Source organism: Ruegeria sp. AB11, from assembly GCF_056536325.1.
The window spans coordinates 295,337-320,890 of the sequence record NZ_JBQFJO010000001.1; the positions used below are offsets into that span (position 1 = coordinate 295,337).

Annotated in this window: 32 protein-coding genes; 16 read left to right on the forward strand and 16 right to left on the reverse strand. The window is 57.1% G+C overall.

Annotation, left to right across the window (positions count from 1 at the left end; all coding sequences use genetic code 11):
- Positions 1-18 precede the first annotated feature (18 nt).
- The 4 genes from lysA to argH form a co-directional block, all read right to left on the reverse strand.
- The gene (lysA, locus tag ACR3EJ_RS01535; RefSeq protein ID WP_170544648.1) at positions 19-1,284 is read right to left on the reverse strand and encodes a diaminopimelate decarboxylase; all 1,266 of its coding nucleotides are present in this window, start codon (positions 1,282-1,284) and stop codon (positions 19-21) included.
- A 71-nt stretch (positions 1,285-1,355) separates the two neighbouring features.
- Positions 1,356-1,505, reverse strand: coding sequence for a hypothetical protein (locus ACR3EJ_RS01540; protein WP_010443671.1), 150 nt, complete (start codon positions 1,503-1,505; stop codon positions 1,356-1,358).
- Positions 1,506-1,586: 81 nt separating this feature from the next.
- Positions 1,587-1,769, reverse strand: a complete 183-nt coding sequence (locus tag ACR3EJ_RS01545; RefSeq protein ID WP_170544654.1) for an argininosuccinate lyase — start codon at positions 1,767-1,769, stop codon at positions 1,587-1,589.
- Positions 1,769-3,157 (reverse strand): argininosuccinate lyase, encoded by a 1,389-nt coding sequence (argH, locus tag ACR3EJ_RS01550; protein WP_170544656.1) that lies wholly within the window; start codon positions 3,155-3,157, stop codon positions 1,769-1,771. Before argH ends, ACR3EJ_RS01545 begins: the two co-directional genes overlap by 1 nt.
- 21 nt (positions 3,158-3,178) lie before the next feature.
- On the opposite strand from argH, the gene ACR3EJ_RS01555 reads away from it, so the two are divergent.
- From ACR3EJ_RS01555 to yddG, 10 genes are all read left to right on the forward strand, one after another.
- A complete protein-coding gene (locus tag ACR3EJ_RS01555) occupies positions 3,179-3,745 on the forward strand; it encodes a TlpA disulfide reductase family protein (protein ID WP_170474186.1) in 567 nt (188 codons plus the stop codon).
- An 82-nt stretch (positions 3,746-3,827) separates the two neighbouring features.
- Complete coding sequence (locus ACR3EJ_RS01560; RefSeq protein WP_170474183.1) at positions 3,828-4,157, forward strand: hypothetical protein; 330 nt, start codon at positions 3,828-3,830, stop codon at positions 4,155-4,157.
- A 59-nt stretch (positions 4,158-4,216) separates the two neighbouring features.
- A complete protein-coding gene (locus ACR3EJ_RS01565; protein ID WP_170474180.1) occupies positions 4,217-4,603 on the forward strand; it encodes a hypothetical protein in 387 nt (128 codons plus the stop codon).
- A complete protein-coding gene (locus ACR3EJ_RS01570; RefSeq protein ID WP_170544659.1) occupies positions 4,600-5,571 on the forward strand; it encodes a sterol desaturase family protein in 972 nt (323 codons plus the stop codon). The genes ACR3EJ_RS01565 and ACR3EJ_RS01570 overlap by 4 nt, the downstream gene beginning before the upstream one ends.
- A gap of 90 nt (positions 5,572-5,661) precedes the next feature.
- On the forward strand, positions 5,662-5,850 hold the full coding sequence (locus ACR3EJ_RS01575; protein ID WP_170544662.1) for a hypothetical protein: 189 nt from the start codon (positions 5,662-5,664) through the stop codon (positions 5,848-5,850).
- A gap of 112 nt (positions 5,851-5,962) precedes the next feature.
- Complete coding sequence (locus ACR3EJ_RS01580; RefSeq protein ID WP_170544665.1) at positions 5,963-6,796, forward strand: EAL domain-containing protein; 834 nt, start codon at positions 5,963-5,965, stop codon at positions 6,794-6,796.
- A 193-nt stretch (positions 6,797-6,989) separates the two neighbouring features.
- On the forward strand, positions 6,990-8,165 hold the full coding sequence (locus ACR3EJ_RS01585) for an acetyl-CoA C-acetyltransferase (RefSeq protein ID WP_170544668.1): 1,176 nt from the start codon (positions 6,990-6,992) through the stop codon (positions 8,163-8,165).
- Between the two features lie 187 nt (positions 8,166-8,352).
- The gene (gene phbB / locus ACR3EJ_RS01590) at positions 8,353-9,075 is read left to right on the forward strand and encodes an acetoacetyl-CoA reductase (protein WP_010443651.1); all 723 of its coding nucleotides are present in this window, start codon (positions 8,353-8,355) and stop codon (positions 9,073-9,075) included.
- A gap of 303 nt (positions 9,076-9,378) precedes the next feature.
- The gene (locus tag ACR3EJ_RS01595) at positions 9,379-10,326 is read left to right on the forward strand and encodes a transcriptional regulator GcvA (protein WP_170544671.1); all 948 of its coding nucleotides are present in this window, start codon (positions 9,379-9,381) and stop codon (positions 10,324-10,326) included.
- Positions 10,323-11,189 (forward strand): aromatic amino acid exporter YddG, encoded by an 867-nt coding sequence (gene yddG, locus ACR3EJ_RS01600; protein WP_170544674.1) that lies wholly within the window; start codon positions 10,323-10,325, stop codon positions 11,187-11,189. The genes ACR3EJ_RS01595 and yddG overlap by 4 nt, the downstream gene beginning before the upstream one ends.
- On the opposite strand, the gene ACR3EJ_RS01605 is transcribed toward yddG, so the two are convergent.
- The 3 genes from ACR3EJ_RS01605 to ACR3EJ_RS01615 form a co-directional block, all read right to left on the reverse strand.
- Positions 11,186-11,350: a YdcH family protein gene (locus ACR3EJ_RS01605; protein WP_010443648.1), complete on the reverse strand. Its 165-nt coding sequence runs from the start codon at positions 11,348-11,350 to the stop codon at positions 11,186-11,188. The two genes, yddG and ACR3EJ_RS01605, sit on opposite strands and share 4 nt — an antisense overlap.
- 115 nt (positions 11,351-11,465) lie before the next feature.
- Positions 11,466-12,245, reverse strand: a complete 780-nt coding sequence (locus tag ACR3EJ_RS01610) for a methyltransferase (RefSeq protein ID WP_170544677.1) — start codon at positions 12,243-12,245, stop codon at positions 11,466-11,468.
- Positions 12,242-12,457, reverse strand: coding sequence for a putative signal transducing protein (locus ACR3EJ_RS01615; RefSeq protein WP_008755664.1), 216 nt, complete (start codon positions 12,455-12,457; stop codon positions 12,242-12,244). The genes ACR3EJ_RS01610 and ACR3EJ_RS01615 overlap by 4 nt, the downstream gene beginning before the upstream one ends.
- Before the next feature lie 56 nt (positions 12,458-12,513).
- Here ACR3EJ_RS01615 and ACR3EJ_RS01620 point away from each other — a divergent pair, with 56 nt between their 5' ends.
- On the forward strand, positions 12,514-13,512 hold the full coding sequence (locus tag ACR3EJ_RS01620; protein ID WP_170544680.1) for a polyprenyl synthetase family protein: 999 nt from the start codon (positions 12,514-12,516) through the stop codon (positions 13,510-13,512).
- Here the strand turns inward: ACR3EJ_RS01620 and ACR3EJ_RS01625 are convergent.
- From ACR3EJ_RS01625 to soxR, 4 genes are all read right to left on the reverse strand, one after another.
- Complete coding sequence (locus tag ACR3EJ_RS01625; RefSeq protein ID WP_170544683.1) at positions 13,505-14,326, reverse strand: 4-(cytidine 5'-diphospho)-2-C-methyl-D-erythritol kinase; 822 nt, start codon at positions 14,324-14,326, stop codon at positions 13,505-13,507. The two genes, ACR3EJ_RS01620 and ACR3EJ_RS01625, sit on opposite strands and share 8 nt — an antisense overlap.
- Positions 14,316-16,028 carry a tetratricopeptide repeat protein gene (locus tag ACR3EJ_RS01630; RefSeq protein WP_170703462.1) on the reverse strand — a complete coding sequence of 571 codons (1,713 nt, stop codon included), beginning with the start codon at positions 16,026-16,028 and terminating at the stop codon, positions 14,316-14,318. Before ACR3EJ_RS01630 ends, ACR3EJ_RS01625 begins: the two co-directional genes overlap by 11 nt.
- 104 nt (positions 16,029-16,132) lie before the next feature.
- On the reverse strand, positions 16,133-17,779 hold the full coding sequence (locus ACR3EJ_RS01635; protein WP_170544690.1) for an electron transfer flavoprotein-ubiquinone oxidoreductase: 1,647 nt from the start codon (positions 17,777-17,779) through the stop codon (positions 16,133-16,135).
- Positions 17,780-17,915: 136 nt separating this feature from the next.
- The gene (gene soxR, locus ACR3EJ_RS01640) at positions 17,916-18,371 is read right to left on the reverse strand and encodes a redox-sensitive transcriptional activator SoxR (protein WP_170544692.1); all 456 of its coding nucleotides are present in this window, start codon (positions 18,369-18,371) and stop codon (positions 17,916-17,918) included.
- Between the two features lie 91 nt (positions 18,372-18,462).
- Here soxR and ACR3EJ_RS01645 point away from each other — a divergent pair, with 91 nt between their 5' ends.
- From ACR3EJ_RS01645 to ACR3EJ_RS01655, 3 genes are all read left to right on the forward strand, one after another.
- Entirely contained in the window at positions 18,463-18,843 is a 381-nt protein-coding gene (locus ACR3EJ_RS01645; RefSeq protein ID WP_170474136.1) for a VOC family protein, read from the forward strand.
- Positions 18,844-19,076: 233 nt separating this feature from the next.
- Complete coding sequence (gene greA / locus ACR3EJ_RS01650) at positions 19,077-19,547, forward strand: transcription elongation factor GreA (RefSeq protein ID WP_170544695.1); 471 nt, start codon at positions 19,077-19,079, stop codon at positions 19,545-19,547.
- Positions 19,548-19,561: 14 nt separating this feature from the next.
- A complete protein-coding gene (locus ACR3EJ_RS01655) occupies positions 19,562-20,554 on the forward strand; it encodes a hypothetical protein (RefSeq protein WP_170474133.1) in 993 nt (330 codons plus the stop codon).
- On the opposite strand, the gene ACR3EJ_RS01660 is transcribed toward ACR3EJ_RS01655, so the two are convergent.
- The 4 genes from ACR3EJ_RS01660 to ACR3EJ_RS01675 are packed head-to-tail and all read right to left on the reverse strand — an operon-like array spanning position 20,555 to position 23,895.
- Complete coding sequence (locus ACR3EJ_RS01660) at positions 20,555-21,820, reverse strand: molybdopterin-binding protein (RefSeq protein WP_170544699.1); 1,266 nt, start codon at positions 21,818-21,820, stop codon at positions 20,555-20,557.
- Positions 21,817-22,308, reverse strand: a complete 492-nt coding sequence (gene mobB, locus ACR3EJ_RS01665; protein ID WP_170544702.1) for a molybdopterin-guanine dinucleotide biosynthesis protein B — start codon at positions 22,306-22,308, stop codon at positions 21,817-21,819. The genes ACR3EJ_RS01660 and mobB overlap by 4 nt, the downstream gene beginning before the upstream one ends.
- Positions 22,305-22,961 (reverse strand): molybdenum cofactor guanylyltransferase MobA, encoded by a 657-nt coding sequence (mobA, locus tag ACR3EJ_RS01670; protein ID WP_170544705.1) that lies wholly within the window; start codon positions 22,959-22,961, stop codon positions 22,305-22,307. Before mobA ends, mobB begins: the two co-directional genes overlap by 4 nt.
- Entirely contained in the window at positions 22,954-23,895 is a 942-nt protein-coding gene (locus ACR3EJ_RS01675) for a formate dehydrogenase accessory sulfurtransferase FdhD (protein WP_480422519.1), read from the reverse strand. The genes mobA and ACR3EJ_RS01675 overlap by 8 nt, the downstream gene beginning before the upstream one ends.
- Between ACR3EJ_RS01675 and ACR3EJ_RS01680 the strand changes: the two genes are divergently transcribed.
- Positions 23,894-24,604, forward strand: a complete 711-nt coding sequence (locus ACR3EJ_RS01680; protein WP_170544708.1) for an AzlC family ABC transporter permease — start codon at positions 23,894-23,896, stop codon at positions 24,602-24,604. The two genes, ACR3EJ_RS01675 and ACR3EJ_RS01680, sit on opposite strands and share 2 nt — an antisense overlap.
- Positions 24,601-24,933, forward strand: a complete 333-nt coding sequence (locus ACR3EJ_RS01685) for an AzlD domain-containing protein (protein ID WP_170544712.1) — start codon at positions 24,601-24,603, stop codon at positions 24,931-24,933. Before ACR3EJ_RS01680 ends, ACR3EJ_RS01685 begins: the two co-directional genes overlap by 4 nt.
- On the opposite strand, the gene ACR3EJ_RS01690 is transcribed toward ACR3EJ_RS01685, so the two are convergent.
- On the reverse strand, positions 24,922-25,554 hold the full coding sequence (locus ACR3EJ_RS01690) for a hypothetical protein (RefSeq protein ID WP_010443631.1): 633 nt from the start codon (positions 25,552-25,554) through the stop codon (positions 24,922-24,924). The two genes, ACR3EJ_RS01685 and ACR3EJ_RS01690, sit on opposite strands and share 12 nt — an antisense overlap.

Genomic DNA, 25,554 nt, shown 5'->3' on the forward strand with positions numbered 1-25,554 from the left:
GCCCGCGCGCCTATCGCGTCAGAGCCACTCTGGTATGGTATCGCGGTTTATGATTTCGTCAAAGCTTGGGCGTTCACGAATTACGGCAAATTGATCCCCGTTCACCAGAACTTCAGGGATCAGGGGGCGCGTATTGTACTCGCTGGACATGACCGCGCCATAGGCCCCCGCGCTGCGGAAAGCGATCAGATCACCTGATTTCAGCGGCGGCATGTTGCGCTGCTTGGCAAATGTATCGCCGGATTCGCAAACAGGACCGACAATGTCATAGGGCCTTTGTTCGACCCCTGCAGCAGGTTCGTCGACGGCGACTATATCATGATGCGCTTCATACATAGCGGGGCGGATCAGGTCGTTCATCGCCCCGTCAAGGATCAGGAAATCGCGGTCCTCACCGGATTTGACGTAGATGACCTTGGACACCATCAGACCCGCATTACCCGCAATCAGTCGGCCGGGCTCGATCTCGATCTCACAGCCCAGATGGCCCAGCGTTTTCTTGATCATCGCGCCATATTCAACTGGCAAGGGCGGCGCGTCATTGGAACGCGTATAGGGAATGCCCAATCCACCCCCAAGATCAAGGCGCCGAATATTGTGCCCTTCGAAGCGCAAACGCTCAGTGAGTTCCGCGACCTTGTTATATGCCAACTCGAACGGCTCCAATTCGGTCAGTTGCGAGCCGATATGGACGTCGATCCCGATCACTTCGAGGCCCGGCAGGCTTGCAGCCAACGCATAAACCTCGGAGGCGCGCGAGATCGGGATGCCAAACTTATTCTCGGACTTTCCAGTAGCAATCTTAGCATGGGTCTTGGCGTCCACATCCGGGTTCACCCGAACGGTGATCGGCGCATTCACGCCCAATTCTAGCGCGACTGCATTGATCACCTGCATTTCAGGCTCGGATTCGACGTTGAATTGCCGAATTCCGCCAGTCAATGCCGTGCGAATCTCATCTGCAGTTTTGCCAACGCCCGAGAAGACAATCTTGTCGCCGGGCACGCCTGCAGCCTTGGCACGCAGGTACTCTCCACCAGAAACCACATCCATCCCCGCACCTGCCTGAGCCAGCGTCTTCAGGATGGCCTGATTGCTGGCCGCTTTCATCGCGTAGCAGACAAGGTGGTCGGTGCCCTCAAGCGCGTCATCGAACAGCTTGAAATGCCGCAGCAGAGTAGCCGTCGAATACACATAAAACGGGGTCCCGACCGCTGCAGCGATTTCGGAGATTGGCACATCCTCGGCGAAAAGCGCGCCGTCGCGGTAGAGAAAATGATCCATACCGCGCGCTTAGACCAAAAGAGGCATGTGGATCAAATGATTCCAGCCATCTGCAGAAATCCCATCGCTATCTAGAAGGTCTTCGATGCACCGATCCGCGCATATCCAGATACCGAAATTCCTGTCGAGCGGGCTTCGGGCTCAGGTTTGGGTTGTGGTTTGTATGCCGGGTCGCAAGCTGCAAGAACAACAAGTGCCAAGATCAGGCCAAAGAATTTCATGTCGCCACCTTACGTCCAGATGAGCGGCGTGCAGCCGGTTGTTCTGCTCACACGGGGATGACAAATACGAATGGCAATGCCTCAGAGCCCCAGAAATACGCCCAGACCACCGCGACGCACACCAACCCCGACACCGCCATACGTGCCGCTGCTGCCAACGCCAACACTTGCGCTCATGGTGGGTTGGATAGGTTCGCCGTCAGCGCCGCAGCCAGCCAGAGCCCCTGCAACCGCAATCAACAGCACCACGCGTCGTATATGCATTACACCAGCGCCTTCCATCGCTTGATCTGGGCTCGCACCTGATCCGGTGCGGTGCCTCCATAGGACTGGCGCGAGTTTACCGAATTTTCGACCGTAAGAACAGAATAGACATCATCAGTGATGTCAGCATGAACCGACTGCATGTCCTCAAGCGTCAAGTCAGGCAGGTCGCGGCCTTTACTCTCGGCCAGGGCAACCAGCGAACCGGTTACATGGTGCGCATCGCGGAACGGCAGGCCAAGCACACGGACAAGCCAGTCGGCCAGATCGGTTGCAGTTGAGAAACCGGACCCTGCAGCAACTGCAAGGCTGTCGCGGTTGGCGGTCATGTCCATGACCATCCCTTCCATTGCGGCAAGCGCCAGCATCCAGTTGTCGGCGGCATCAAAGACCTGTTCCTTGTCTTCCTGCATGTCCTTGGAATAGGCCAGCGGCAAGCCCTTCATCACCATCATCAACGCTGTATTGGCGCCGTAAATGCGACCCACTTTGGCGCGGATCAATTCCGCGGCATCGGGGTTCTTTTTCTGCGGCATGATTGACGAGCCGGTCGAGAACCGATCGGACAAAGTGACAAAACGGAATTGGGCCGAAGACCAGATCACCAGTTCCTCGGCGAAGCGCGACAGGTGGACCGCACAGATCGAAGCTGTCGACAGGAACTCCAGCGCGAAATCGCGGTCGCTGACGGCATCCAGCGAGTTGGCTGCGGGGCGATCAAAGCCCAGCGCTTCGGCGGTCATGTGTCGATCAATTGGGAAAGAGGTCCCTGCTAGCGCAGCAGCGCCCAAGGGGGATTCGTTCATCCGTGCACGCGCATCGCGGACGCGGGACAGGTCGCGGCCAAACATCTCGACATAGGCCATCATATGGTGGCCCCAGGTCACTGGCTGCGCGGTTTGAAGATGGGTAAAGCCCGGCATGACCCAATCGGCACCAGCTTCGGCCTGCGCCAAAAGCGCGCGGATCAGGGCCAGCAGGCCAGTTTCCGCTGCGTCCAGTTGGTCACGGACCCACAGTTTGAAATCGGTCGCGACCTGATCATTCCGGCTACGACCCGTGTGTAAACGACCTGCTGGCTCTCCGATCACCTCTTTCAACCGCGCCTCGACATTCATATGAATGTCTTCCAGCGCGGTCGAAAACTGAAACGTACCGTTCTGGATTTCTGACAAAACGGTGAGCAGCCCTTCCCGAATTGCCTGCGCATCACTATCAGTAATAACGCCTGTGGCAGCCAGCATGGCGGCATGGGCGCGCGAGCCTGCGATGTCCTGGGCTGCCATCCGCTGATCGAACCCGATCGAGGCATTGATTGCCTCCATGATCGCGTCTGGACCGGCGGCAAAGCGGCCGCCCCACATCTGGTTCGAGGATTGATCGGTCATGTAAGAAAACCCGGAGTTGATATGCGCCTATTTCGTCTGATCCCCCTTTATATGGCCCTTGCGCTGGGTGCAAACGCCGCTTTGGCAACGGATGCCGAGACTCTGGGCGCGCTGCGCGATGGCACGTTGAAACGGCTGATCCTGCATAAGGAACCAAAACCCGCCAAGACCATCGAGTTTCAGTTGGAAGACGATGGCGGTGTCGGCACGCTAGAAGACTATGCTGGCAAATACGTGTTGGTGAACTTCTGGGCCACATGGTGCGCCCCCTGCCGCAAGGAAATGCCGCAGATTGCCGAGCTTCAGGAAGAATTTGGCGGCGACAAGTTCCAGGTGCTGACCTTGGCCACTGGCCGTAACACGCCTGCCGGGATCAAGAAGTTCTTTGACGAGAACGGCATCGACAACCTGCCACGCCATCAGGACCCCAACTCTGCCGCCGCACGCGAATTCGGTGTCATCGCTCTGCCGATTACCGTCATTCTGAACCCCGAAGGGCAGGAAATTGCGCGCCTGATCGGCGATGCGGAATGGAACTCGGAAAGCGCGAAGTCAATCATATCGACTCTGGTTGAGGCCAATAGCTAAAGCCGCCCGCTTCATTTTGTGTTAGAGTGAAACCGGCCCCGTTGGGCCGGTTTTCGTTTGTGATCAGCGAAATGGAGGCCATATGAAGCCAGTAGTATTACTGATCGGCCGTTTGCCGAATGTAATCGGTGACGTTGCACGGCAGTTGGATCATTTGCCTATCCAATGGCTGGGCGCACATGATCAGAATGAGGTCCGGCGACAACTGGACACCGAACCCCGCATCGCCTGCGCCATCATGGGTGCCGGTCTGGACGACAACATACGCGGTGAAATGGTCGGCATCATTGCCGCGCGCCGCCCCGATATCTGCATCCATCTAAAAGATCGCACATCGGGCCCCGAGGGTTTGGTGCCCTTTGTCGAACGGGTGGTGCAACACGAAGTTCTGGACGGCCTGGAGCACGGCTGACGCCACGCCACCTTTGACAGGCAATTCGACCTCTTGCAGTTTGTCAGCAGGAGGATCGAATGCCGCTGGAAATTCTGTTGGGACTTGTTGTCGGCGGCATTGCCGGGATCGCGCTATTGTTGCATCTGACGGGTAGATCTCGTTTGCGCCTACTGACGCCTGAAACCGCACAAATCCAATGGCTTCGACACTTCCCTGATGACACAGTCATTGATGTCACGGTCGCCCATGACGGTCATGCCGCCCTTGTACGAACCGAGACAGGCGCCGGGTTGCTGTGGTCCTTCGGGGCTGACACCGTAGCCCGGCATCTGCTGGATTTCGACAGGATCGACCATCCCGATGGGTTTGAGGTTCAATTTCACGATTTCAGCACTCCGCGCGTACTCATCCATCTCGACGAAACCGAGTGCCGCCACTGGCGACATCTGATGGAACCCGCATGACTGATCACGTAAGCTTTCCCGACGCGGTGCAATGGGCCGTACCGTTTTTCATCGCCGCCATTCTGGCGGAATTTCTATGGATCGCCGTCAAAGGTCAGGGCGGTCGGTATGAGACGCGCGATGCCGTGACTTCGTTGATCATGGGGGCGGGCAACATTGCCTCAGGCTTTTTGCTGGGCTTCATCGCGTATGCGTTTTTCATGTGGCTGTGGCAAATCACGCCGCTGAACCTGGGCACTTCGATCCCGGTCATCATCCTCTGCTTTGTGCTGGATGATCTGCGCTATTATTGGGTCCACCGGTTCGGGCACCGTATCCGCTGGGTCTGGGCCAGCCACGTGAACCACCACAGCTCGCAACATTACAACCTTACAACAGCGCTGCGGCAAACCTGGACCTATACGTTCACCTTCATGATGGTGGTGCGTGCGCCGTTGATCCTGCTGGGCTTTCATCCCGCAATGGTGCTGTTTGTCGGCGGCTTGAACCTGATCTATCAGTTCTGGATTCACACCGAAGCCATTGGCAAAATGCCCCGCTGGTTCGAGGCCTTGATGAACACCCCCAGCCACCACCGTGCCCATCACGGACGCAATGCACGCTATCTGGATTGCAATTATGCCGGTGTGTTCATCATCTGGGACAGGCTGTTTGGCACATTTGTTCCCGAGCAAGCAGATGACAAGGTCGACTATGGCCTCGTACACAATATCGGCACCTTCAATCCACTGCGCGTGGCGTTTCATGAATGGGTCGGAATTTGGAAGGATGCCACCCAGCCTGGGCTGACATTGCGCCAGCGATTAGCGTATTGTTTTGCTCCTCCGGGCTACAGCCATGATGGTAGCCGAGACAATTCCGAGCAGATCAAGGCCAAACATCTTGTCCGCCATCCGGAAGATAGCGGAACACCGGGGTTTGAGCAATTCGACCCGCAGGCGTCCGCCACCGCGCCAAAGCGGGCCTAAGTCTCAAAAAGACCTTTTCTCTGCTTGATTTTTGGCACAGCTGCTCCATATCCGAGAGGTGATTTAAGTAAGCATTCTCCGGAGACCCGCATGTCAAAATTGCTGAGAATTTCTACCGTTACTGGTTTGCTGGGTCTTGTCATCACCATGGCCGCCGCGCTCAACGGAACTGTCCCGACTATTTTGGGTCTCGGATTTGTTATGGCCGCGCTTGGACTGTTCGGAGCACTGGTTGGCGCGGCGGCTTCGCTGCGGCATGCCCGGCAGTCCACACACTGATCACCGGCCCAACACCTGCAGATAAATACACGCTCATTAACTCCGGTTTTACCTGTCTTGCCTGAAACTGTTGTCCGGACCGTAATCGTCGGGATCAGAGGAATGGTAGAAAATGGGAAACAGGAAGCGCGCGGACCTGCCTGAAGGGTCGGACAACCCGTTGAGCGCCGCCGTCACCTCTCGGGACCAATCCGTCGTTCAGATGGCCACTGAAGCGGTAAAGCACAAGCAATGCAGGCTGGCGTTTCAACCCGTTATTCAGGCTCACCCCCCGCAAGGGATCGCCTTTTACGAAGGGTTCATCCGCGTATTGGATGAAACCGGTCGCGTCATACCCGCACGCGAGTTCATGCCACAGGTAGAAAACACGCCTATCGGTCGTGATCTGGATTGCATAGCGCTCGACATGGGATTGCGCACCCTGATCCGAAATCCCGGCATTCGCTTGTCCATCAACATGTCCGCCCGATCCATCGGTTATTCCAACTGGTCGCGTGTACTGGATAGGTTCCTGAAAAAAGACGCAAGCCTGGGCGAGAGGTTGATTCTGGAAATCTCCGAAGCGTCAGCCATGCAGGTGCCCGAGCTGGTGGTTGACTTCATGGATCAGCAACAAGCCCGCGGGATCGCCTTCGCGCTGGATGACTTCGGAGCCAGCAACTTCAGCTTTCGCCATTTTCGCGAGTTTCTGTTCGACGCCGCCAAGATCGACGGGCAGTTCATACGTGGCGTCAGTAAGAACTCTGACAATCAGGCGCTGGTGCGCGCGCTGATCGCCGTGGCACGTGAATTTGAAATTCTCGTGACCGCCGAATCGGTCGAGATCGCTGAAGATGCTGCTTTTCTGATCGAAAATGGGGTCGATTGCCTGCAGGGCTTCTTGTACGGCGCACCTTCGGTCTCCTCACCTTGGGTCAAAGAAAAATCCTCAAAAACAGGCAGTTGATAGAAAGAAGCCGCGCAAAGATACACCGCAGTCAACTCTGAGACAAGCTGCCCGTTGCTGCAGATGCAGCATTGCGGTATTGCAGAAGGTGCTGGAGCGGGGAACCCGAGGCGCTCTTGTATCCGGAGAAAGCCTCTCCACGACCTGCGCCGTCAGATTTCCCAAAAGACCATGACGGTAAAGGATTGACTGTATGACCAACGTAGTAATCGCATCCGCCGCTCGTACGGGCGTCGGTAGCTTTAGCGGTTCGTTTGCGAACACCCCCGCACATGATCTGGGCGCTGCCGTCCTCGAGGCCGTTGTCGAACGCGCCGGGATCGACAAGGGCGAGGTGAGCGAAACCATCATGGGTCAAGTTCTGACCGCCGCTCAGGGCCAGAACCCCGCCCGTCAGGCGCATATCAACGCGGGTCTGCCGCAGGAAAGCGCCGCCTGGGGCATCAATCAGGTTTGTGGCTCGGGTCTGCGCGCTGTCGCTCTGGGCGCTCAGCACATCCAGTTGGGCGACGCCGAGATCGTGGCTGCAGGTGGACAAGAAAACATGACCCTATCACCCCACGCCGCCGCCCTACGCGCCGGTCACAAGATGGGTGACATGAAATACATCGACACTATGATCCGCGATGGTCTGTGGGATGCCTTCAACGGCTATCACATGGGTCAGACTGCCGAAAACGTGGCCGAGAAATGGCAGATCAGCCGCGACATGCAGGACGAATTCGCTGTTGCTTCGCAGAACAAGGCTGAAGCGGCCCAAAACGCTGGAAAATTCGCCGACGAGATCGTGCCCTTTACCATCAAGACCCGCAAGGGCGAAATCGTGATGGATAAGGACGAATACATCCGTCATGGCGCGACCATGGAGGCGATGGCCAAACTGCGCCCGGCTTTCACCAAGGATGGCTCGGTCACGGCGGCAAATGCTTCGGGCCTGAACGATGGTGCCGCAGCCACCCTGCTGATGTCGGCCGAGAATGCCGAAAAGCGCGGAATTGAGCCTCTGGCCCGTATCGCCTCATACGCGACCGCCGGCCTGGACCCGTCAATCATGGGTGTCGGCCCGATCTACGCTTCGCGCAAAGCGCTGGAAAAAGCGGGCTGGTCGGTTGACGATCTGGATCTGGTCGAGGCCAACGAAGCATTTGCTGCACAGGCCTGCGCCGTGAACAAAGACATGGGCTGGGATCCGTCGATTGTGAACGTCAACGGCGGTGCAATTGCTATCGGTCACCCGATTGGTGCATCCGGCTGTCGGGTTCTGAACACCCTGCTGTTCGAAATGAAGCGCCGCGACGCGAAGAAGGGTCTTGCGACCCTTTGCATTGGTGGTGGCATGGGCGTCGCATTGTGCGTGGAGCGCGACTAATTGCGCTGAAAACTAATTACAAAAGGGCGTCCACAGGGCGCCCTTTTTTGTTACAATCGGATCATATCCCTAAACTGCGACAATATCGCCGGACAGAAAGATTAATTCGATCGCGAAACGATATTGCGCAACCTTAACTCTCAGAGTAACAGAATTACCAAGACGACTAAATTTGGAGGAGTCCTAAATGGCACGTACAGCACTCGTAACCGGCGGTTCCCGCGGCATCGGCGCAGCAATTTCCAAGGCGTTGAAGGCCGAAGGATATAATGTTGCCGCCACTTATGCAGGCAATGACGAAGCCGCCGCAAAGTTCACCGAAGAAACCGGTATCAACACCTATAAATGGAATGTTGCGGATTACGACGAATCCAAAGCGGGCATCGAAAAAGTCGAGGCCGAGGTCGGCCCGATCGACATTGTGGTCGCCAACGCAGGTATCACCCGCGATGCGCCGTTCCACAAGATGACGCCTGAGCAATGGCATCAGGTGATCGACACGAACTTGACGGGTGTCTTCAACACCGTTCACCCGGTATGGCCGGGCATGCGCGAGCGTAAGTTCGGCCGGATCATCGTGATCAGCTCAATCAACGGCCAGAAAGGTCAGTTCGCCCAGGTGAATTATGCCGCAACAAAAGCAGGCGATCTGGGTATTGTAAAATCGCTGGCACAGGAAGGTGCGCGGGCCGGTATCACCGCCAATGCAATCTGCCCCGGCTATATCGCGACCGAAATGGTCATGGCAGTGCCGGAAAAAGTGCGCGAATCGATCATTGGCCAGATTCCCGCAGGTCGCCTGGGTGAGCCGGAAGAGATTGCGCGTTGCGTCGCCTTTCTTGCCTCGGACGATTCGCAGTTCATCAACGGCTCGACCATTTCGGCCAACGGTGCACAGTTCTTCGTCTGAACCAACGGCATTGGAACGAAAACGGGCCGGTCCATCAAGGACCGGCCCTTCTTTTATCCCGTAAGTCCGCGCGCGCTGCGGTCAGCGGGAACCAAAAATCATTCGCCAGATGCTCCTGACCGCTTTACCGCGCTCGCAATGCGCCTTTTGAAAGGCACGCTGAACCGAAGGATGGGTTGTCATCTCAATCATGTTTGCCTCTTTCTCAGATCAGTTTCATTTGACTTGCTCCGATGATGAGGCTTATTTATCGGGCTTACAAACGAGCTTTTTCGTATAGTCAGTTAAGGAAATTTTAACTGGATGAGCGACCGCCTGCCACCATTGACCGCATTGCGTGCCTTTGATGCCGCCGCGCGGCACATGTCTTTTGCCAAGGCCGCGGAAGAGCTACACGTCACCCCCGCTGCACTGTCCTTTCAGATCAAATCGCTTGAGGAGCACCTCGGGCAACCGCTGTTTCGCCGCCTGAACCGCGCCGTTGAACTAACCGAGGCCGGTCGCACATTAGCACCCGGCGCAGCAGAGGGATTTACGACTCTACAGACAGCATGGGCTGCAACACGAAGGTTGCAAAGCAGCGGGACGCTGACTCTCACTGCCGGACCAGCCTTGACCGCGAAGTGGTTGGCCCCCCGCTTGTTCGAGTTTGCACGATTACATCCGGACATCGAACTGCGGCTATCCGCATCACTAAAGGTTGTCGATTTGCGGCGGGATGATGTGGATGCGGCGATCCGATTTGGAATATCTGACGACGCTGACCTAGCTTCCTACGCCGCCAGACCAGATTGGGTGACGCCTATTATGACACCTGAATTGCATGAGAGGTTCCAGACACCGGAATCGCTGCGTGACGCACCGCTGATATTTGATGATTCCCTCTTCAAGGTCGCCCCTGGTTGCGATTGGCCGTCCTGGTTTCGCGCCGTTGGTATGTCGTATTCACCTGCAACGGGCACCCATTTTTCTCAACCTGATCACGCGATAGATGCAGCCTGCGCCGGGTTGGGAGTTGCACTGGGGCGGCGGCCTTTAATCATCAAGGATGTGAGCGAGGGCCGACTTGTCGCCCCGTTCAAAGTGGCGGTGCAGACCGAAGCGCGGTTCCGATTCATTTGCCTGTCCGAAGCCAAAGACCGCCCACAAATAGCAGCTTTCCGAGAATGGTTCTTTGCAGAGATCGAAAAAACCGCGCATATGTGGGACGACTTCGAGATCATCCCAGAAAAGGAACTTGGACGCCCATGACTCGTTCCCGTGCGACCGCAATCGGCTTTGTCGCCGTCTTGCTGTGGTCTCTGCTGGCATTGTTTACCGTGGGCTCAGCCCCCACACCACCTCTGTTGCTGAACGCAATTTGTTTTACGATCGGTGGAACTTTGGGCCTGATCTGGACTATAGCAAATGGAGGCCTGAGGCAGTTGGGCCAGATCGCATGGACCACGTATCTGTTCGGTGCAATTGGGCTTTTCGGATATCACGCTCTGTATTTCTCAGCCCTGCGCATGGCACCCGCCGCTGAGGCGGGGCTGATCGCTTATCTCTGGCCTTTGCTCATTGTTTTGCTGTCCGGCTTGCTCCCCGGCGAACACCTGAAGCCTGGCCACCTGATCGGTGCTAGCCTTGGCTTTGCCGGGGCTGCAGTGATCATTACTGGTGGCAGCAGTGCAGGGTTTCAGGCGCAACATCTGCCCGGTTATGGGCTGGCCCTTTTGTGTGCGCTGACTTGGTCAGGCTATTCGGTTCTGTCGCGAAGGTTGGGCGATGTACCAACAAGTTCGGTTGCGGTGTTCTGCATCATCACAGCAATAGCCTCTTGGGCGCTGCATTTTGCAATTGAAGAAACAGTCTGGCCGAAGGGCGCAATAGGCTGGGCCTCAACGCTCGCCTTGGGTTTGGGCCCGGTCGGGCTGGCGTTCTATGTTTGGGATATCGGAGTTAAACGCGGGGACATTCAAATCCTCGGCACCGCCTCATATGCGGCACCTTTGCTATCGACGCTTGTATTGGTTCTGGCCGGGATCGCCGCCCTGTCGTGGGGATTGGCGATCGCGGCCTTGCTTGTCACCGGTGGCGCTGCAATCGCTGCCCGCGCCAGCCTGAAGGCTTAGGCCGACAGGCGCTCGATCTCTTCTTTCAGCTTCAGTTTCTGCTTCTTGAGCTGTGCAATATGGAGATCGTCAATACCAGGTGAGCGTTGAGCTTCTTCTACTTCAAGACCGAGAATTTCGTGTTTTTTCTTCAACTCCGTCAGATGCGCGCTCACGCTCATGGCGGTCCTCCTTCTCTGGTTTGGTAAGTATGACGTAAGAAGTTGATCACATCATTTCCAGCCTGTCACGCTGCAGACGCACAGAATCTGTAATAAATCCGACAAATTCGGCTGGTCATTGCCGATCTGAAGCGAATCCGGCCAATGCGGCGCCATCGCGCAGCACCGCCGAAACCTCGGGAGTATAGCTTTCACCATCTTTGAGGTGCCGATCCCCCTGATGCATTATCAGCGGAGATTGTAACCGAAAGCTGGCGCGACCTCCCTTACGAGCTCGTAGAATCACCAACTCGGCCGGGCGGCCCAAGCGTGCAGAAAGAGGCAACACTTCGGCCGACCCCAAGCGGCCACTGCATGCAGCCAGTATGTCTGGCAAGCGATCCGCTTTCTGGATCATGTGCAAGTATCCTCGTGGTGCTAACCGCCGGGCCGCGACATCTATCCACGCTGTTAGTGGGGTGTTTTCACCTAAAGCAATCTGCCGTCCCGGATCGGTCGATGGGCTATGTGCACCCGGCCTGTAATAAGGCGGATTAGCGATGACATGATCAAACTGTGCTTTTTTCAGGTCTCTGGGTAGCGCGCTCAGATCAGCCTCGACCACCGACAGGTCCATAGCGTTCTGAGTGGCATTTCGACGCGCCAGTTCCGCATAAGCGGGTTGCAGTTCGATCCCTGTCGCCTGCAATTGTGGAACACGCGCCAACAAACACAAAATAGCGGCTCCCGCGCCACATCCGAGCTCTAACACTGACTGACCCTTGAGGGCAGGAACCGAAGCCGCCAGCAAGACAGGATCAACGCCCGCGCGATACCCAGTCTTTGGTTGCCATAATCGCACACGACCACCCAGAAATTCATTCAGCGTCAACTCATTGTCGGAAAACAAGCTCATCGCCCCAGCGGTATCTCGTTATCACGCATAACGCGCTCGGCGCGGGTCAGATCATCAGCGCGCACCATCAAGCGACGAGGGAAAATTCCTATGCCCCCTTCGAGGATGCTCATATTTACGTCCATCTGAAAGCAGTCTATATCCTCGCCCTCAAGGAGAGCCGTTGCAAAAGCCAGGATTGTCGGATCGGTGCTGCGCAATAGTTCTTTCATGGGGATGGATGTAAGGGCAAGGTGACTGGGATGTCGAGCCTTGTATCAGGAGTGTGATGAGCGTCAGCACGATCTCGAAACCGCATGAGCGTCTGGCTGAGATGTTGGCGGGTGAAATGGCAGCGGTAAATACGCTGATTCGGACCCGAATGGCGTCGGAACATGCCCCACGTATCCCCGAAGTGACTGCACATCTGGTTGAGGCAGGTGGCAAACGCCTGCGCCCAATGCTGACGCTGGCTGCTGCACAGTTATTTGGCTATTCCGGCGACCATCACGTTAAGCTGGCCGCGACTGTCGAATTCATCCACACCGCGACCCTTTTGCACGACGACGTCGTGGACGAAAGCGGACAGCGACGTGGGCGGCCCACCGCAAACTTGCTATGGGACAATAAATCCAGCGTTCTGGTTGGCGACTATCTGTTTTCCCGCAGTTTCCAGCTGATGGTTGAAACAGGCTCGCTACGGGTTCTGGATATTCTGGCTAACGCGTCGGCCACGATCGCGGAAGGTGAAGTGCTGCAGATGACAGCGGCCACCGATCTGGGCACGGATGAGGGTGTCTATCTGCAAGTTGTACGCGGGAAGACTGCTGCGCTTTTCTCGGCTGCAACCGAAGTTGGTGGTGTCATTGCCGGCGCAAACGATGCTCAAGTCAAAGCGCTTTATGATTATGGTGATGCGCTTGGGGTTGCCTTCCAGATCGCTGATGATCTTTTGGATTATCAAGGTGATAGCGCGGTCACCGGCAAGAATGTCGGTGATGACTTCCGCGAGCGAAAGCTAACACTGCCCGTCATCAAAGCTGTGGCGCAAGCCACAGCGGATGAACATGCTTTCTGGGAACGCACGATAGGGCGCGGACGTCAGGAAGAAGGCGATCTGGACTACGCCCTATCGCTGATGGCCAAATACCGCACGCTGGAAGTTACCCGCGCAGATGCGTTCGGCTGGGCAGCCAAGGCGAAGGCGTCATTGGAAGCCGTTCCTGACCACGAAATCCGCACATTGCTAGGCGATCTGGCGGACTATGTTGTTTCGCGCCTCAACTAAGCATTGTCGCGCGGCACCACCAGTTGGGTTGCGCGGCTCCGATCTCGTAGGCGGCGAAATGGGCCGCTTTCAGGGTTGGATAGAGCGCGATACAGGTAGAGCCTGAACCTGACATGCGGGTCAGTAACACGCCGCGTGTATCGCTCAGTGCATCAAGGACAGCTGCAATTCCCGGCGCTACCGTCATCGCTGGCGCTTCAAGGTCATTGCGCTGATCCCGTAGCCACGCCGCGCAATCTTCTGGTGTTTTGAACGTAGGAATTCTCGCTGGCATAGGCGCGTTCTCTCGACTTTGAAGCGCAGAGAACACCGGCCCGGTTGGAACTGCGATCCCCGGATTAACAAGAAGAGCTGGCAATGGCGGCAAATTAATCGGTTCGATCTGCTCACCAATACCTCGCATTCGCGCCGCGGCAGCGTATAGGCATGCCGGGACATCTGCCCCCAGCGACAACGCAATATCATTGGCGTTTTTGAACCCCTGAGCGGTCGCCGTGCGCAGGACCGCGGCTGCGTCCGAAGACCCGCCTCCGATACCGCCGCCATGGGGCAGTTGCTTGTCTAGAACAATGCTGCCGGTCCAGCCAGCCGCCTCCGCAGCCTGCCAGACCAGATTGCTATGGTTGATTGGCACACCGTTCGAGAACTCGCCTTCTACCGACAACGCCAGCTTGGGTCCCGAAGAAAAGCTAAGTCGATCCCCGACATCTGCGAAGGCAACCAATGAATCCAGCATATGATAGCCATCGTCTCGCTGGCCGGTTACATGTAGGGTCAGGTTGATTTTGGCGGGGGCGAATGCCTCAGCCTTCATTGGCGACTTTCAATGGCTCAGCGCCCTCTTCGTGCAAGACAGTATCCAGCCCTACCTCAATCTTACGACGAATACGCTCAGGATCGGCCTCTCCATCGGTGTCTTCGGGGTCGATGAAGGACAGGGCACGTTTCCACTGAAACTCCGCCTCGCGAGCACGACCTACAGCCCAATAAACATCGCCCAGATGATCATTCACCACCGGATCGACAGGCATCAGCTCAACGGCTCGCTCCATGTGATCAACCGCCTCGTCATACCGGCCCAGGCGGAACAACACCCACCCAAGACTGTCGACAATATAGCCGCTGTCCGGCCGCGCAGCGACCGCGCGTTCTATCATCTCCAGCGCTTCATCCAGCTTCTCTTTTCGTTCAACCAACGAATACCCCAAGTAATTCAGCACCTGCGGTTGATCCGGGTTTAACTCAAGCGCGCGTCGGAAATCGGCCTCGGCCATCTCCCAGTTCCTGAGACGTTCATGGGATATCCCGCGTGCATAGTGCAGGAACCAGTTGCTGCCTGCACCTTCCTCAGTCAAAGCAATGGCCTTGTCATATGACGTAACCGCCGCCGCATAATCTTCCTGCTGACGCCGAAGGTCTGCCAAAGCCACATGTACACCCGGCAAATCGGGGCTCTGCGCTGCGAGGTTTTGCAACACTTCAGCGGCCGCATCTTTGCGATCGGAACGGCTGAGCACTTCGGCGCGCCCCAACTCGGCAGCGTGATAGTCGCTGCTTGTCGGCGGCACCTGCCGATAGACATCGACGGCGAGATCATATTGCTCCAGCCCGTCCAGCAGCTCTGCGCTCAACAGGATGGCGTCGATGTGGTCCGAGCGCAGGAACGTCGCGGCCCTAATATAGAGGAGTACATAGTCGGGCGCGGCCTCGGCGCTCAGTGCCGCACCCACTGAATAGAACACTTCGGCCATGCCGTCCTGTGCAGATCGCACATGTGTAAACGGCAACGTTTCGCCGTTAGCCAGGCGACTTACATACCCTTCAATGGTCGGGTCACTTCCTGCAGCGAACACATCATCAAGGAATTGAAGCGCATCTTCGTTGCGGTCGAGTTGCGACAAAACTTCGGTTCGCGACAACGCCGCGCGGCGCGAGAAGCGGGCAACAGCACCATTATCGGCCTCAAAAATCGCTTCGGACCCTTCGAAATCCCCGACCGATGCCAAGGCCATAGCCTTATGGTAGAGCGCAAATTCTTTAAGCCCTTCCTGCGTGGAAACCGCATCAAATTCTTCCATCGCCTTGGACATGGCACCCTGCGCCATGTGTGTCCAGGCGATCAACAGACCATCGACCAAAGGACCAACCCCCTGTGTCTCAGGGTCACGGGCCAGAAATTCATCCAGCTCTCCGCTTGCAAGCAAATTCGCCGAGATCACCATCCGGGCAGCCTGGCTGGGTAAATCTTGTTCTTCGATGGCATTCGCAACCGGCAAGGCACGCTCGATTTCACCCAGAGCCAACCGCGCTACAACAACGTTTTCTAACAGTTTTGCGTTTTTAGGATCTGCTTGAAGCGCCTGCGAATAATAGCGCTCGGCGGCTGGATAGTCGCTTTGATAAATCGCCTGCCGCCCCGCCAGATACGACCCCGACCCGGTATCGGCTGCCGCCGGGAGCGTTATTGCTGAGATGAGAATGACGGCCAATGCCGTACGTCTTACCAGGGAAACCACCGATTGCCTGCCTTACTGTCGTTGACTGAAGGATAAGCTAGGGCTTTGGTGGGCGAAGGGCAATGGCAGAGCCTTCACGACCCTGCCAACGCCCATGTTCTTGCCTACATATTGGGGTAGTTCGGTCCGTCGCCGCCTTGCGGCGTTGTCCAAGTGATGTTCTGGCTGGGATCCTTGATGTCGCAGGTCTTACAGTGAACACAGTTCTGGAAATTGATGACGAATCGCGGACCGTTTTCATCCTCGACCATTTCATAGACGCCTGCGGGGCAATAACGTTGCGCCGGTTCATCAAATTTAGGCAGGTTGACCTTCACCGGTATTTCCGGGTCGGCCAGTTTCAGATGGCAAGGCTGGCTTTCCTCGTGATTGGTGGCCGCAAACGATACATTCGTCAGGCGATCAAAGGAAAGTGTACCGTCTGGTTTCGGATAATCGATCGGTTGATGCTTGCTGGCATCTTCCGTCGATTCCGCGTCGTTCTTACCGTGGCCCAGCGTGCCCAGCAGCGAAAAGCCCAGCGTGTTGGTCCACATGTCCATGCCACCCAGCACCAGGCTGGCAGTCAGGCCATATTTCGACCACAGCGGCTTGACATTCCGCACCTTCTTCAGGTCGGCGCCAATTGCGCCTTCACGAACGTCAGCCTCATAGGCGGTCAACTCATCGCCCGAACGCTCGGCCTTGATGGCGTCATAAGCGGCCTCAGCCGCTGCTTTACCCGACAGCATGGCGTTGTGGTTGCCCTTGATGCGAGGCACGTTGACCATGCCCGCCGAACAGCCCAGCAGCGCCACACCCGGCGCGACCAGCTTCGGCATCGACTGATAACCGCCCTCGGTGATCGCACGTGCGCCATAAGCCACGCGCTTGCCGCCTTTCAGCAGCTCGGCCACCATCGGGTGATGCTTGAAGCGCTGGAATTCCATGTAGGGGTACAGGTGTGGGTTCTTGTAGTTCAGGTGAACCACGAAACCGACATAGACCTGATTGTTTTCAAGGTGATAGATGAACGACCCGCCACCCGCGTTGCTGCCCAGTGGCCAGCCCATGGTGTGCGTGACGCTGCCTTCTTTGTGCTTGGCCGGGTCGATCTCCCAGATCTCTTTCATGCCGACGCCGTATTTCTGCGGCTCTTTACCGGCAGACAGGTCGTATTTGGCGATGACTTCCTTGGACAGTGAACCGCGCACGCCTTCCGACAGGAAGACGTATTTACCGTGCAGCTCCATACCCGGCTCAGTGTTAGGACCGTAAGAACCGTCGGCCTCTAGGCCAAAAACACCGGCCACGACGCCTTTGACTTCACCGTTTTCACCGTAGACCAGCTCGGAACAGGCCATGCCGGGGAATATTTCGACGCCCAGTTCCTCGGCCTGTTCGGCCATCCAGCGGCAGACATTGCCCATCGAGACGATGTAGTTGCCGTGGTTGTTCATCAGCGGCGGCATCGGGAAGTTGGGGATACGGATCTGACCCGCCTCACCCAGCATGTAGAAGTTGTCTTCATGCACAGGCACGTTCAACGGCGCGCCTTTTTCTTTCCAGTCCGGGATCAGCGCATCCAGACCACAAGGGTCCAGCACAGCACCCGAAAGGATATGTGCACCCACTTCCGAGCCCTTCTCCAGAACCACGACATTCAGGTCGGCATCCAGCTGTTTCAGACGGATGGCCGCTGACAGGCCCGCGGGGCCTGCACCCACGATCACCACGTCGTATTCCATCGCTTCGCGTTCAATCTCGGCCATCGCGGGCTCCTTAGCTAACTTTCCGAATTGGCGCTTTCACCGCTTGGTCGGCGCAATATTGTTTCACGGCTGATTACATGGTCGGAAAGACTTTGGTCAATCGAAACACGGCGTAACAATGACGCTATTCGACACATCAAGCCTCTGGCGCATCGCCCATCAGGTATCTGGGACCGCTACCGTGGGATTTTGCCCTGTCATCGGGGTTGTAAAGCTTACATTTAGGCAAGCTGAGACAGCCGCAGCCGATACAGCCGTCCAGATTGTCGCGCAACCGCATCAGTGTATCGATTCGCTGATCCAGCCGGGTGCACAGCCCTTCGCTGATGTTTTTCCAGTCCTGCGGCGTCGGCGTTCGATTACCGGGCAGTTCCAAAAGCACTTCTCGTATTTCTGGCAGGGTCAGGCCGAACTGCTGTGCGATCATCACAAAACTTAGCCGTCGAATATCGGCACGCTGATACCGTCGCTGCCCACCCGCGTTTCGCCACGGAGATATCAAACCCTGCGCCTCATAGTACCGGATAGCCGACACAGCTAACCCCGTCCGTCGAGCCAAAGCACCAATCGCCAATCCTTCGGAAACAGCCATAACATTCTCCAAAAAAAAAATCCCTTGACCTAAAGTTAGGTTTAGAAATTACGGTGAGTCGGGACAACCTTTAAATCAGGAAGGAGATCCTATGATGGCGACTCTGGAACATACCAACTTCACGGTCCGCGACCCAAAGGCATCTGCGGCGTGGATGCAGAAAGTCTTTGACTGGAAAACACGCTGGGAAGGCCCGGCCATTGCCGGTGGCTACACAGTGCATGTGGGCAGCGCTCACACCTATCTGGCACTCTACGCCCCCGATGATCCTAAGCCATTAAGTGAAAGCAGCTATGATATCGTGGGTGGATTGAACCATGTGGGCGTGCTGGTCGAAGATATCGAAGCCACCGAAGAAAAGGTTCGCAAAGCAGGGTTCAAACCTCACAACCACGCTGATTATGAGCCCGGGCGGCGCTTCTATTTCCGCGACGACAACGGCATCGAATTCGAGGTGGTTCAGTATGATTGAGATGTTGTGGCTTGGGCACGATGCCAGCCGTTGGCGACGCGGGGAGCTGTTGGGGCAGCGCCACCGGCGCAATCAACCTCCTAAACGGCGGCGCTAAGTTGCGAGTTTACTGACAACCCGCGCCTCCCCTCTTGCAATTCACGCTCCATTTGGGTCAGGTAATTGCCAACCCATCCTTCGCCCCGACGCTTTTGTGCGGCGGGGCGTAACATTTATGCGTGGACGACAAGACTATGGAAAAGATCCCCATGACGCCTTCGGGCAATGCCGCGCTCGAGGCAGAGCTGAAAAACCTGAAATCCGTCGAGCGCCCGGCGATCATCGAGGCGATTGCCTCAGCCCGCGAACTCGGTGACCTGAAAGAGAACGCGGAATACCATTCCGCTCGTGAAAAGCAGGGCTTTATCGAGGGCCGCATCAAAGAGCTTGAGGGCATCCTGTCGCTTGCCGACGTCATCGATCCCGCCAAGCTGTCGGGTGCGATCAAGTTTGGCGCCAAGGTGACATTGGTTGATGAAGATACCGACGAAGAAAAGACCTGGCAGATCGTCGGTGAGTATGAAGCCAATATTGAAAATGGCCTCCTGAATATCAAATCCCCGATCGCCCGCGCCCTGATCGGCAAAGAAGAAGGCGACAGTGTCGAGGTTCGCACCCCCGGCGGTGTACGCTCTTACGAAGTTCTGAGTATCAAATACGCCTGACCGGAGCATTTATCATGTCAGGGTCTGAGCCCGAGCAAGAACCCGAGAAACCGACCTCGCTGGGAATCTACGATCGGCCCGCGCATCCCTCGATTACCGAGATCGAGATCGCGGCTGTTGTGCTCAGCCTAATCTGGCTGGTGGTGTCAGTAGTATTTCTAGTGCTACCCGGGGCACAGGAAGGCGGATTTATCGTCACATTTCTGGCGGTGTTTATGCCAGTGGCGATGATCTGGGTTGCAGCGTTGGCGATGCGCGCCAGTCGCGTTATGCGCGAAGAAAGCGCGCGTCTGCAAACCGCTATCGACGCAATCCGCAACAGCTATGTGGTGCAACAACAGCGCGCGACCAGCACCTATGAACCGACGGTCGGCAAGAAACTGGATGAAATCGCCGAAAGTGCCAAAAAGACCGAGAGCGCATTAGCCACATTCTCAACCAATCGCAGCGAACCTGCACGCGCCAGCAAGCCTGCATCCGAACCTGCAAATCAAACCACCTTGGAACTTGGCACGCCTGCGGAAGAGATTGCGGCCCCGTTGCCAACCAACATCTTCATCCGCGCCCTGAACTTCCCCGAAACGCAGAGCGACGAGGCGGGTTTCGACGCGCTGCGTCTTGCGTTGAAGGATCGCAAGGCATCGCAACTTGTTCAGGCCTCACAGGATGTTCTGACCCTGCTTAGTCAGGAAGGCATCTATATGGATGACCTGCGCCCCGATATGGCCCGGCCCGAGATCTGGCGGCAGTTTGCGCAAGGCGCCCGCGGGCGTTCGGTGGCTGCGTTGGGCGGTATCCGGGACCGGTCTTCGCTGGCGCTGACGGCGGCGCGGATGAAACAGGATCCGATCTTTCGCGATGCGGCACACCATTTCCTGCGGCGCTTCGATCACATGATCGTTGAGTTCGAACCCGACGCCAGCGACGCCGAACTGAACGCATTGGGTGAGACGCGTACCGCGCGCGCTTTTATGCTGCTGGGACGGGTTGCAGGGACGTTCGACTGACTAGAGCCCAAAGCTTCCGTAGGGGATAAATCGTACTGGATCACCCGGCTGAATATCACGCGCACCGTCCTCGATTTCAACCAGCCCTTCGGCCCAGCTCAGCCCGCTTATCCGGCCGGACCCTTCTGAATGAAACACCTCGGCCCGTCCTTCACGGATGCGGGCGCGCAGATATTCGCGGCGACCCGGTTTCTTGCGCTTTTCAAATGCGGCAGGCACGTCGAACCCTTGCGGTTCCTGCCAACCTGCTCCGGCCATCAAGCTCAGCGCGGGGCGGGCGAATACCAACGTGCAGACCATTGCGGCCACCGGATTGCCGGGCAGGCCGAACACCGGCGTTTGATCCCACATGCCCAACGCCAAAGGCCGACCGGGTTTCAGCGCGATGCGCCATTCCTGCATCGCCCCGGCCTCTTGCAACAGGGCTGAGACGTGATCTTCATCCCCGGCAGAGGCCCCACCGCTGGTCAGGATCACATCCACCCGCCGAGCGGCTTGATCCAGATGATCCTCCAACGCCTCCCGGCTGTCCTCGGCGCTGCCAAGATCAACCGGTTCAAACCCCATTCGTTCGACCAGCGATAACAGCATCGGACGGTTGGCGTCGTAGATTTGCCCTGGTGCGGCAATGTCACCGGGCTCGACCAATTCGTCCCCGGTCGACAGCACCCCGACGCGCAGCACTTTGTACACCGGCACTTCGGCCAACCCTATTGCCGACAAAAGTGCCAAATCAGCGGGTGTCAGCCGTCGCCCTGCAGGCAAGGCCAGCGCACCTTCGACCACGTCTTCGCCAGCCTTTCGTGCGTTTGCACCTTTTTTCAATGGACCTCGGAACGCAATGTGACCCTGATCGAGGGTCACATCCTCTTCCAGAATAACCGTATCAACACCCTCCGGAAGCGCAGCCCCGGTCAACACGCGTACGGCATGGCCCGAGGGAACCTTACCGCCAAACGGAACACCGGCCGCTGCGCGACCTTCAACCAAAGGCAAGACACAAGGGCCATCCGCCACTGGTCCGGCAAATCCGTATCCATCAACAGCGGTGTTGGGCTGTGGTGGGTTTGACCGTTTGGCCTGCACATCTTCTGCCAGAATGCGACCGGCGGCCTGCATCAGCGGTGCGCTTTCGACCCCGGTTACGACGGTCAATCTGTCCCGTAGCAATGCCAGTGCGTCGTCGACCGGCGTCCAATTCACCCCGGCGGGCAAGGCAAAGCAATCATTGCGCAGGGGTGGAGGCGATATGTCCGGCTTGCTCAAAGTCCGACCTCCCCAAGAATGAAATCAGCAATTGCCGCCGTATCGTTCAAATCAAAAACAGGGCGATCCAGCTTCAATGGCGTATCACTGGCAACCGCACGGATCGAGTCATCTTCCGTCGCGATCAGCGGGGTTCCAGGCGCTGTACGAAATGCCTCCACTTTGGGGTGGTGTTCACGCTTGAACCCTTCAATCAGCACCAGATCAACCGGAGACAAGCGTGCCAACAAGATATCCAGTTTTGGCTCTGGTGCTCCGCGCAATTCCTGCATCAGAGCAACACGCTGACCCGATGCCAAAAGCACTTCGGACGCCCCAGCCACGCGATGCCGGTAACTGTCTGTTCCCGGCTGGTCGACATCGACACTGTGGTGGGCATGTTTAATGGTAGAGACGGTAAACCCACGTCCAGTGATTTCGGCCACCAGTCGCTCCACAAGCCCGGTTTTGCCCGCGTTTTTCCAACCGATGACGCCGTAGAGTCTCATGCCAGCTCCAACAGGGTTTCAGCGCGTACCAGATCATCGGGTGTGTTGACGTTGAAGAAGGGATCAAACGGCTGGGCCGAAAACAGCGCTTCTCGCCCGTCATGCTGGTCAGTCCAAAGGACAACCTTGCGCAAACCACCCTCAAGTGCCGCCCGCAGATCATCGCGCAATGCAACAGGCCAGAGACCAAATGTCGGGTGCCTGTTCACTCGCCTGGACCCGCCCGATTTCAAGGCCTCTTCGCCAGTTCGCGGAGTGGTTGCCAGAACAAGAGGGTGCTTTTGCCCTTCGGAAGCCCGCACCAGTTGCGCCACCAGATCTCGCGGAAAGAACGGCGTATCAGCGGCGACTGTCACAATGGACTGGGCACCCTGGTCTGCAGCCCAATCAAGTCCAGCGAGAACACCGGCAAGTGGTCCCGCAAAGCCATCGATCGAATCCGCAATCACAGGCAATCCCAGTTCATTGAATCGCAATGCATCCCCGTTGGCATTCAGAGCCAGAGCCTCGACCTGAGGCGAGAACCTATTGATCACACGATCCAGCAGGCTAACCCCACCGATCTGCAACAACCCCTTGTCGCCTCCCCCCATGCGGGTCGCCAGGCCACCTGCCAGAATAACGCCCAATAGTTTTGGTGTCCGTTCAGCCATTGGCACTTTTCCTACGATGTTTCTTGTCCTCGACAGCCACGGATGTCGGATCAACGTCACGTACCAAACGGTCTTCGCCAGACAAACATACAAACCGCTGCCCGCGCATGCGACCGATCAGCGTCAGGCCGACCTCGCGCGCGATTTCAACGCCCCAGGCGGTGAAACCCGACCGCGAAGCGAGAACCGGGATCCCCATCATTGCCGTTTTGATCACCATCTCCGAGGTCAGGCGACCGGTTGTGTAGAGGATCTTGTCTGCGGCGCCCTCTCCCTCGGACAACATCCAACCCGCGATCTTGTCGACGGCGTTGTGGCGGCCCACATCCTCCATATAGACTAGCGGGCGGCTCTCACGGCACAGCACGGTGCCATGGATCGCCCCGGCCTCAAGATACAGCGACGGCGTGCGATTGATCTTGGCGGCCAGCTCATAGAGCCACGAGGTGCGCACCGAGACCTGCGGCAAAAGCACGTTCTCCAACCCCTCCATCATGTCGCCAAAAACGGTACCTACTGCGCAGCCACTTGTCCGCGTCTTCTTCTTTAGTTTGTCCTCATACGAAGTCTCACGCGCTGTGCGCACGACAACGGTTTCCAGATCATCGTCGTAATCGACCCGCGTGATCTGATCATCGGCCAGCAGCATGCCCTGATTACGCAGAAACCCCAGTGCGAGATATTCGGGGTAGTCTCCGATGGTCATCGCGGTCACGATTTCCTGCGAATTCAGAAAGATCGTCAACGGGCGCTCCTCGACTACCGAGATCTGGCTGACCTCTCCATTCTGATCTACGCCTGCCACCGCGCGGGTCAGTCGCGCCGCACCCGGATCAGGGGCAATAAGGTAGTCTGACAGGTCGAATTCCTTGGCCAATTGCAACCCCTTCCCAAGACGGCTACTGCTGCTCGCAACACCATAGGATTTAGCCATGGCCTCTGCCACAACCAAGTCATACTTCTGGAAAGGTTTTCGCGACGGGGCACCATTCGTCTTCGTCGCCATGCCGTTCGGCCTGCTGTTCGGGGTCTTTGCTACCGAGGCGGGGTTGAACATCATTCAGACCATGGCCTTTTCCGCCACCGTGTTTGCGGGCGCTGCGCAATTCACCGCATTGCAATTGCTGCAGGACAATACACCCACCGTGATCGTCCTGATTTCTGCACTGGCGGTGAATTTGAGGGTTGCAATGTATTCGGCCTCGCTAACGCCCTATCTGGGCGCAGCGCCACTGTGGCAGCGCGCCTGCGCGGCCTATCTGATCGTCGATCAATCCTATGCCTGCTCGATGATCCGATTTGAAAAAGAACCCGATATGACCGTGCCACAGCGCATGATCTATTTCTTTGGCTCGGTCACACCGATTACGCCGCTTTGGGTCTTGGGAACGTATCTGGGCGCGGTTCTGGGAACGCAGATACCAGATAGTTGGGCCTTGGATTTCGCTTTGCCAATCACCTTTCTGGCCATGATCGGACCAATGATGCGCACGTTGGCCCATGTGGTTGCGGCATTGGTTGCGATCGTGGTGGCCTTGCTGACGGTTGCGGTGCCCTTCAATCTAGGCCTTCTAATCGCAGGTGCCGCAGGAATGGTCGCAGGTGCACAGGTCGAACTAATCCTGGAACGGAATAAGTCATGACGCAGATCGATAGCACCACCATCTGGATCATAATCATCGGCCTTGCGATTGGCAGCTACCTTCTAAGATTCACATTTATCGGTCTGGTTGGGGATCGCCCGATGCCGCCCTGGCTGCTGCGCCACCTGCGCTATACGGCAGTGGCGATTATTCCTGCCCTGATTGCGCCACTTGTGGTCTGGCCATCCGCCACCAACGGCCAGCCTGATTTGCCGCGCATGTCAGCTGCTGCTGTTGCGTTAACAGTTGGGTACGTCACAAAGAACGTTCTGGCGGCGATTTTTACGGGCGCCGCCACGCTTTATGGTTTGCTCTACCTAGTTGCTTGAGGCTGCTTCAATCTGGTTCAGGCGCGCGTTATTTTCGGCTAGACCCTGCTGCAGATCGGCCGAGTCATTTTCGCGATACTCCGTCGTGACAACACCCGGTATCTGGCCAAACTGGTCGGACAGTTTCACCGGGTAGAATGTGGTGCTTATCTGCTCGAACCCTGGAACCTGCTGCAAAAGCTGTGCCGTTGAATTCGCGCAGAATGCCCCGGCAACTGGGCCCATCTGTTTGGCCAGTTGAAGCGCAATTTCCGCCTGTTGTGGCGTCACTTGGATAGTTTGGATACGGGCATAATGCGTCTCGCGCGCGTGACTGCTGCGATAGGCACGCTCGACATTTGGCGTAATGCCGTAAAGCACATCATTCTTAATCGGTACTACGTCGGCACGGAAGGATCCCGCAGGATCAAAAATCACCCTCTCGCTACCACTGATCATCAGCGACGTATGCGCCCCCGACCCGGTGCGCGTGCTGATCATTGTATAGAGCGTCAGTGTCGATGGCCCCGGATCACGATAAGACCGGGATACGATTTCAAAGGACTCTGCCTGCGGGCGCTGTGAACCAGCGCACCCAGCAACTGTCACCGCAAGCAGACAGGCTATCAAAATCCTGAACAT